Here is a 7,155-nt window from a genome sequence, read left to right as displayed (position 1 = left end):
CTGGGACGAGGTGTACTGGCTGATGGCCGGCGCGCTCATCGCCCGGGAGGCCCGCCTGTACCAGGAGGCGCGGGTCGATCCCCGCGATCCGTGGCGGCAGTGGACGGTCGTCGAGCGGCGGGAGGAGACCCCCGACGCGGTGTCCTTCCTGCTGCGCCCTGCCGACGGCGGCCCGATCCCCGCCGGCAGGGCCGGCCAGTACGTCAGCGTCCGCGTGCAGATGCCGGACGGCATACACCAGTTGCGCCAGTACACCCTCTCCGGCGCTCCCGGCGACCAGGTGCGCCGTATCACCGTCAAACGGGTCGCGAGCGTGGCCGACGCCCCCGAGGGCGAGGTGTCCAACCAGCTGCACCGCACCGTCCGGGCCGGCGACGAACTCACTCTGTCCGCCCCGTTCGGTGACGTGGTCCTCGACGACGCCGACAGCCCGCTGCTGCTGGTCTCGGCCGGCATCGGCTGCACCCCGATGGTCGGCATGCTCGAACACCTCGCGGCGACCGGAGCCGCCCGCCCGGTCACGGTGCTGCACGCCGACCGTTCCCCTGCCGACCACGCCCTGCGCGCGGACACCCGCCGCCTCGTCGGCCGACTGCCCGGCGCCCGGGCCGAGTTCTGGTACGAACAGGACGCCGCCGCCGAACCCGGCGCCCGCACCGGTCTGATGGACCTCGACGGACTGGACCTGCCCGCCGACGCGGACGTCTACCTGTGCGGCTCACTGCCCTTCATGCGCACCGTGCGGGCCCAGCTGCTGCAGGCCGGCATCCCCGCCCGCCACATCCGCTACGAGGTCTTCGGCCCCGACCTGTGGCTGGCCCACACGGAGGGCTGAGCACCGGCACCGAGAGCGCGACAACCGAATGCTTAATTGCAAAATTTCGCAATTGGTTAGATGCTGGGTTGGCTGGGATCGCAAGTAGAAGCGGACGCAGCGTTTGGTGTCTGCCCCGAGGTGGGGTCTTCGAAGGGAGCCGAGGGGCCGTGTCCGTTCCGCTGTACCAGGCCAAGGCCGAGTTCTTCCGGATGCTGGGGCATCCCGTACGGATACGGGTGCTGGAGTTGCTCCAGGACGGCCCGCTGCCGGTACGGGACCTGCTCACGGCGATCGAGGTGGAGTCCTCGGGCCTGTCGCAGCACTTGGCGGTGCTGCGCCGCTCCGGGATCGTCACCTCCACGCGGGATGGCTCGACCGTCGTCTACGAGCTGGCCGGCGGCGATGTGGCCGCCCTGTTGCAGGCGGCGCGGCGGATCCTCACCGAGGTGCTGGCCGGGCAAAACGAGTTGCTGGCCGAGCTGCGGGACGCCGAGGCCGTCGCGCGATGACCACGGCACTTGGCCGGGCGGGGGACCGGATCGCCGCGCTGCTGCCCAGGCGGGTCGAGCTGGCTCAGATGCGGCGTGACCCGCGACGGGACCTGCTCGCGGGTCTGACCGTGGCGATCGTCGCGCTGCCGCTCGCGCTGGGTTTCGGTGTTTCTTCGGGGCTCGGCGCTCAGGCGGGCCTGGCGACCGCCGTGATCGCGGGTGCGCTCGCTGCGGTCTTCGGCGGGTCGAATCTGCAGGTGTCCGGCCCGACCGGTGCGATGACGGTGGTCCTCGTGCCCATCGTGGGCAAGTACGGGGCGAGCGGGGTGCTCACCGTCGGCTTGATGGCGGGCGTCATGCTCGTCGGGCTGGCCGCGCTGCGGGCCGGCAAGTACATGCAGTACGTGCCCGCCCCGGTCGTCGAGGGATTCACCCTCGGCATCGCCTGCGGCGTGCCCAAGCCCGAGGGCGACCGCGTCCTGGTGGTGACCTGGCGGGCGATCGAGGAGTTCGCCAAGGCCCCCAACTGGACGGCCGTCGGCTTCGCGACCGCGGTGGCCGCCGTCATGTTGCTCGGTGCCCGCCGGCTTCCGACCGTCCCGTTCTCCATCCTGGCCGTGATCGCCGCTACGGCCGTGGCACAGCTCGCGCACCTGGACGAGGCGAAGCCGATCGGTGACCTGCCCTCCGGGCTGCCCGTACCGTCGTTGTCCTTCCTGGAACTCGGCTCGCTCGGGACGCTGCTCGCGCCGGCCGTGGCCGTCGCCGCCCTGGCCGCACTGGAGTCGCTGCTGTCGGCTTCGGTCGCCGACGGCATGACCGTGGGCCAGCGGCACGACCCGGACAGGGAGCTGTTCGGGCAGGGTCTGGCCAACATCGCCGCCCCGCTGTTCGGCGGTGTCCCGGCGACCGGAGCGATCGCCCGCACCGCGGTCAACGTCCGCACCGGCGCGAGCTCCCGGTTGGCAGCCCTGACGCATGCCGCGGTCCTGGCCGTGATCGTCTTCGCGGCGGCGCCTCTCGTCTCGAAGATTCCACTGGCCGCCCTGTCGGGCGTCCTGCTGGCCACGGCGATCCGGATGGTGGAGGTCGGCTCGCTCCGGGCCATGGCCAGGGCCACCCGCTCCGACGCGCTGATCCTCGTCCTCACCTGCGTCGCCACGCTCGCACTCGACCTCGTGTACGCCGTGATCATCGGCCTGGTGGTGGCGGGCGCCCTGGCTTTGCGTGCCGTGGCCAAACAGGCTCGTCTCGACCAGGTACCGCTGGACCGCGGCGACCACAGCGCGGAGGAACACGCGCTGCTGGCCGAGCACATAGTGGCGTACCGCATCGACGGTCCGCTGTTCTTCGCCGCCGCGCACCGTTTCCTGCTGGAGCTGACCGAGGTGGCCGACGTCCGCGTCGTCATCCTGCGCATGTCGCGCATCTCCACGATGGACGCCACCGGGGCCCTCGTCCTGAAGGACGCGGTCGAGAAGTTGCAGCGGCGCGGCATCCTCGTCCTCGCCTCCGGGATACGCCCCAGCCAGATTCAGGTCCTCGACTCCGTCGGGGCACTGGACCTGCTGCGCCACGAGGGGCGGGAGTACGCCTCCACACCTGAGGCGATCCGGGGCGCTCGCGATCACCTGGAGAAGGCCGGCGTCCTGTCGGGCGGCCCGGCCCAGCGGACCACCGCCACCAGCGAGGAAGCCGTCCGATGAGGACCCGTTCCGCCGTACTGCCTCTGACCGAGGTCTCCGGCGCGGAGGCCGTGCGGCTGCTGGATGGCAGCACTCCGGTGCGGCCTGGGCACGTACAGCGGGGGATGGCCGTTGCGCCTCCCGTCCGGCACGTGGGGGAGTTCGTCCGCCGGATCGTCCGCACCCTGACCCCGACCCCGCCTGAGCCGCTGTCCTTGTCCGCCGCCGACAACCGCTGGACGGTGACCGCGGTCGGCCCCGCCGACGTATTCACCGACCTGGGCGAGGCCGCCCACTACCGGTGCACCCCGCCCGGCCGGGTGCACGGTCCACACGACCCAGTCGTGCGCATCCGCCCGCAGAGTGCGACCGGCTTCCGCTGCGCGCGGCCCACGGAGGGCTGATGTCCACGCGCCTCGAAGCCCTGCCCCACCGGCATGTACTCACCCTGCCCGCCGAGCCGTCAGCCGTCCGCATAGCACGGAAGACCGCCCAACAAGCACTGGTGGAATGGGGGATCGGCCTGCGCCACCCCACCGTGGACCCGGCCCTGCTGATAGTCAGCGAGCTGGTCACCAACAGCGTGCGGCACGCCGCCGTCGTCTCCCCGCAGCTCACGGTGATCTACGCGGCGGGCCCGGACTGCCTCGCCTTCGCCGTCCACGACCGCCACCCCTACCAGCCCGTCCTGTACGAGGCCGTCACAGACTCTGAAGTCGGGGGACTGGGCACCGTAATGGAGCTGGTTCTCGGGCTGGCGGGTACGGCCGTCGTCCGCGCGGATGCCGACGGCGGCGGCAAGAGCATCTGGATCACTCTCCCTCTCTGAGTCCAACTGGGCTGAACCGCAAGGAAGTTCACCACTATGACCATCGACTGGCGCTACACCGCCGAGGGTGACCTCGGTATCCTCTCCGTCGCCGGCTACCTTGGCCCCGACGCCGTGCGCCGCTTTACCGGCGCCATCGGCTGGGCGTTGGCCCGTGGCGCCGGCCCGGTTGTCGTCGACCTCACCGAGCTGCGCAGCTGGTCGGCCGGAGGGCAGCTGGCGATCACCGAGGCCGCCCGTCGCCTCGCCCAGGCGGGCCGGTCTCTGGAGCTGGCCGCCATTCCCGCTGACGGATCGCTCGTCCCCGCCGCCGAGTGCCCGCCCATCCCGATCCATGCCGACCTGGCTGCCGCGCGTGCCGCACACCGCTCAGCATGCGGGGACCAGGTGGAGGGGCGTCACGAATGGCGCACCACGGGGTGGCCGGACGGTGATGAGCCGGCCGGCTGACCGCTCCGGCTCTCAACCCGAGACGAAGGAACCGTCGTCGTGGCGTACCGGGACGAGGGCGGACGCGTCCACTTCGGTGGCGATCGCCACGTCCTCGACGAAACCCATCGCGGCCAGCTGACGGCCGGAGGCACTGGTGGCAACCGTGTGGGCGAGGTCGGCGGTGCCTTCGTAGCTCGCCTTCGTGGCGGCGGCCTCTGGGGAGAGCGGGCCCGCGCCCCGGGAGCACAAGTCGCTGATGAGGGCTCCGGCGCCGAGCAGGTCCTCGATCGCGGGCCGTAGGCTGCCGTCCGGCCACGCCTCACCGGCGGCGATCACGATGACAGGACGTTCGGGGGTGCCGTAGCCGTGGGAGGTGAGCCAGGTGCCGACCGCGGTGGTGTTGCGCAGGCAGGCGGCGACCACCCGCACGCCGGGCGGCGCGGCGGCTGCGATCGCGGCGCCGTTCGGTGACGGCAGCACCAGGCTGGCCACGAACGGGGCGGCGCGCAGGTGGGCGGGCGACAGCGACCAGGGCGTTTCCGATGTGACGGTGTGGCGGTGGGAGGCCAGCCGGGCACCCGACCGGCGCGCATACGCGGCGGCGGCCTGCTCGGCGCCGGTCCGTTCCGCGCCGGACACGGGGCCGCCCGGCCACCGGAAGGGAAGGACGCGGATGCCCCGGTCGACGGCGACGCTCACCGCTGTGGTGAACGACAGCACGTCGACGGCGACAAGACAGACAGCCTCGCTCGCGAGCCGGCTCGCGCCCGCGGGCCCCCATTCGAAGCGCACTCCGCTCCCGGACTGGACGTCCCAGCCACCCATTGCACCCCTCTCGCCGGGGCAACGCCAGAAGGCGGCTCCCTCGTCTCAGTAATTGCTAATATTAGCAATTACTGAGACCGTCACTGCTGGATTCGGCCTGCCCGGCGCCAGACGCGAGGATGGGCCGCATGTTCTTGACGAGTGGGTGGATGCGATGCGCCAAGGCCCGGCCGCTGGGGCCGTGTTGCCTTACGGCGGAGGGGACGGCACGGTGAGTACGCCGCTGTACCAGCTGAAGGCCGAGTTCTTCAAAACCCTCGGCCACCCGGCCCGTATCCGCGTCCTGGAGCTGCTGAGCGAGCGCGAGCACGCGGTCGCCGAGATGCTGCCCGAGGTGGGGATCGAGCCGGCGCACCTCTCGCAGCAACTGGCCGTGCTGCGCCGGGCGAACCTGGTCGTGACCCGCAAGGTGGGCTCGACGGTCTACTACTCACTGACCAGCCCATACGTGGCGGAGCTGCTGCGGGTGGCGCGCACGATCCTGTCGGGTGTGCTGGCCGGTCAGGCCGAGCTGCTCGCTGACCTGCAAGCGGCCCAGGCCGAGGGAAAACCGTCGTCGTAGCGACGGTCTCTTGAGCGGTGGCCGTCTTCCCCCCGTGGCGAGGGGCGCCAGAGGTCAAGTACCGGGAAGATGGCCGAACCCGCGCCGACACGTACCGCGCACAGCTGGTGGCCCCGCCCCGGCATACGGACGTGGCGCGGTGACCGGACTCGTCATGCGGAACATGGCCGAGCCCGGCTGGTGGTCGCGGTGGGGAACTGCACGATCAACTGCGGTGTTCGCCGGCGGGTACGGCGTCGAGGGCGCGGTCGCCGGCGTTGAGGTGGACGCCCACGTCCCGCACACCGCTTCCCCGCCCGCGCAGAATCGTCCCCGCCATGACCGTGGCCGCCGCGGCCGACCCACCCATGACGATCGCGATGGTCACCCACGCGCGTCTCGCTCTGCGCTCCGGCGGGTGCTCGTCCGCCACCTGTCACACCGGGGATGTCTCCTGCGGCACCCCTCGATGGCTCCCGCCTGCATGCCGTCGCCCCGTCGGCACCGCTGAGGTACGCGGTGCCCGCGGCGGGACGGCGGGCAGGTGCCGGACCGGCCCACTCGCTACCGGAGATCCGCACGGGCCCGCGTCCGCATTCAGCTGGATTCGCGCACGACCAGCCGGCACGGCACGGTGTGCGCGCCCGGCCGGGGCTCCGTGTCGATGGCCCGCAACAGTTCCAGGGCCGCGATACGGCCGATCTCGGCGAGGTTCATGTCGATGGTGGTCAGAGGGGGGCGACTGGCCAGGGCCATGGTGTCCCAGTTGTCGTAGCCGACGACGGCCATGTCGCCCGGTACCGCCACCCCGCGTTCACGCAGGGCGTCCGTCACGCCCCGTGCGATCTGGTCGTTGCCGCAGAAGAAGGCATCCGTGTCCGGCGCTGTGCGCAGCACCGCCTCGGTGGCCCGGCGGCCCCATGCCTCGCTCCACTCGCCGTGATGGATTCGCCCGGTGGACGGTTCCAGCGCGGCGGCCTGCAGCTGTTCCACCGTGTGCCGGGCCCGTTCGCGGGCGGCGGCGTGGTGCTGCGGGCCGGTGACGTGAGCGATCCGGGTACGTCCGCCGGCCACGAGATGCTCGACCGCCAGGCGTGCGCCGCCGCGGTCGTCGGTGACGACGGAGGTGTCGGTCGGGTCGGTGGAGGGGGACAGGGCGTAGACGACCGGGATGCCCCCCACGCCGGTCAGCGGCGGCCGGGGGTCGGTGCGACGGCCGGTGACGATGATTCCGTCCACCCGGCGGTCCATGAGGTTCTGCAGATGGTGCTGCTCCCGGATGGCGTCGCCCCGGGTGTCGCACAGCAGCACGGAGATCTTTCCCGCCCCGAGCGCGTCCTCGGCGCCCAGCAGCACCGGGGTACTGAAGCGGCCGATGCCGTCCGTGGTCATGAGGCCGACCGTCCAGCTGCGGCCGCTGTGCAGGCTCTGGGCGTGCTGGTTGGGACTGAATCCGAGTTGCGCGACCGCGTCCAGCACTCGTTGCCGGGTCTCGGGCCGCATGCGTCCGGCGCCGTTGAGCGCCTTGGACGCCG

Annotated in this window: 10 protein-coding genes; 7 read left to right on the top strand and 3 right to left on the bottom strand. The window is 71.9% G+C overall.

Annotation, left to right across the window (positions count from 1 at the left end):
* The 6 genes from JF597_RS49260 to JF597_RS49235 all read left to right on the top strand — a co-directional run.
* Window positions 1–835: FAD-binding oxidoreductase (locus tag JF597_RS49260; RefSeq protein ID WP_294012472.1), on the top strand; the 835-nt coding region annotated here is incomplete at its 5' end.
* Between the two features lie 149 nt (window positions 836–984).
* The gene (locus JF597_RS49255) at window positions 985–1,326 is read left to right on the top strand and encodes a metalloregulator ArsR/SmtB family transcription factor (RefSeq protein ID WP_294012470.1); all 342 of its coding nucleotides are present in this window, start codon (window positions 985–987) and stop codon (window positions 1,324–1,326) included.
* Window positions 1,323–3,014, top strand: a complete 1,692-nt coding sequence (locus tag JF597_RS49250) for a SulP family inorganic anion transporter (protein ID WP_294012468.1) — start codon at window positions 1,323–1,325, stop codon at window positions 3,012–3,014. Before JF597_RS49255 ends, JF597_RS49250 begins: the two co-directional genes overlap by 4 nt.
* Entirely contained in the window at window positions 3,011–3,397 is a 387-nt protein-coding gene (locus JF597_RS49245; protein ID WP_294012465.1) for a pyridoxamine 5'-phosphate oxidase family protein, read from the top strand. Before JF597_RS49250 ends, JF597_RS49245 begins: the two co-directional genes overlap by 4 nt.
* Window positions 3,397–3,822, top strand: a complete 426-nt coding sequence (locus JF597_RS49240) for an ATP-binding protein (protein ID WP_069760193.1) — start codon at window positions 3,397–3,399, stop codon at window positions 3,820–3,822. The genes JF597_RS49245 and JF597_RS49240 overlap by 1 nt, the downstream gene beginning before the upstream one ends.
* A 36-nt stretch (window positions 3,823–3,858) precedes the next feature.
* On the top strand, window positions 3,859–4,272 hold the full coding sequence (locus tag JF597_RS49235; RefSeq protein ID WP_069760194.1) for an STAS domain-containing protein: 414 nt from the start codon (window positions 3,859–3,861) through the stop codon (window positions 4,270–4,272).
* Between the two features lie 12 nt (window positions 4,273–4,284).
* Here JF597_RS49235 and JF597_RS49230 read toward each other — a convergent pair whose 3' ends face one another.
* Window positions 4,285–5,079 carry a 2-phosphosulfolactate phosphatase gene (locus JF597_RS49230; protein ID WP_294012459.1) on the bottom strand — a complete coding sequence of 265 codons (795 nt, stop codon included), beginning with the start codon at window positions 5,077–5,079 and terminating at the stop codon, window positions 4,285–4,287.
* A gap of 211 nt (window positions 5,080–5,290) precedes the next feature.
* On the opposite strand from JF597_RS49230, the gene JF597_RS49225 reads away from it, so the two are divergent.
* Window positions 5,291–5,641 (top strand): metalloregulator ArsR/SmtB family transcription factor, encoded by a 351-nt coding sequence (locus JF597_RS49225; RefSeq protein WP_069760196.1) that lies wholly within the window; start codon window positions 5,291–5,293, stop codon window positions 5,639–5,641.
* Between the two features lie 205 nt (window positions 5,642–5,846).
* On the opposite strand, the gene JF597_RS49220 is transcribed toward JF597_RS49225, so the two are convergent.
* Window positions 5,847–6,053 carry a hypothetical protein gene (locus JF597_RS49220; protein WP_294012454.1) on the bottom strand — a complete coding sequence of 69 codons (207 nt, stop codon included), beginning with the start codon at window positions 6,051–6,053 and terminating at the stop codon, window positions 5,847–5,849.
* A gap of 164 nt (window positions 6,054–6,217) precedes the next feature.
* Window positions 6,218–7,155, bottom strand: a 938-nt coding sequence (locus JF597_RS49215; protein ID WP_294012451.1) for a LacI family DNA-binding transcriptional regulator, incomplete at its 5' end; no start/stop codon positions are given.

The sequence above is a fragment of the Streptomyces sp. genome (genome assembly GCF_019510245.1).
Lineage (GTDB): Bacteria > Actinomycetota > Actinomycetes > Streptomycetales > Streptomycetaceae > Streptomyces.
Note: the sequence above shows the minus strand (reverse complement) of the source record. Positions and strands in the feature narration are given on the sequence as shown.

Excerpts from the sequence above, each read along its gene's own strand:
- JF597_RS49250 (WP_294012468.1), top strand. The coding sequence starts at position 1,323 with ATGACCACGGCACTTGGCCGGGCGGGGGACCGGATCGCCGCGCTGCTG.
- JF597_RS49245 (WP_294012465.1), top strand. The coding sequence starts at position 3,011 with ATGAGGACCCGTTCCGCCGTACTGCCTCTGACCGAGGTCTCCGGCGCG.
- JF597_RS49240 (WP_069760193.1), top strand. The coding sequence starts at position 3,397 with ATGTCCACGCGCCTCGAAGCCCTGCCCCACCGGCATGTACTCACCCTG.
- JF597_RS49235 (WP_069760194.1), top strand. The coding sequence starts at position 3,859 with ATGACCATCGACTGGCGCTACACCGCCGAGGGTGACCTCGGTATCCTC.
- JF597_RS49230 (WP_294012459.1), bottom strand. The coding sequence starts at position 5,079 with ATGGGTGGCTGGGACGTCCAGTCCGGGAGCGGAGTGCGCTTCGAATGG.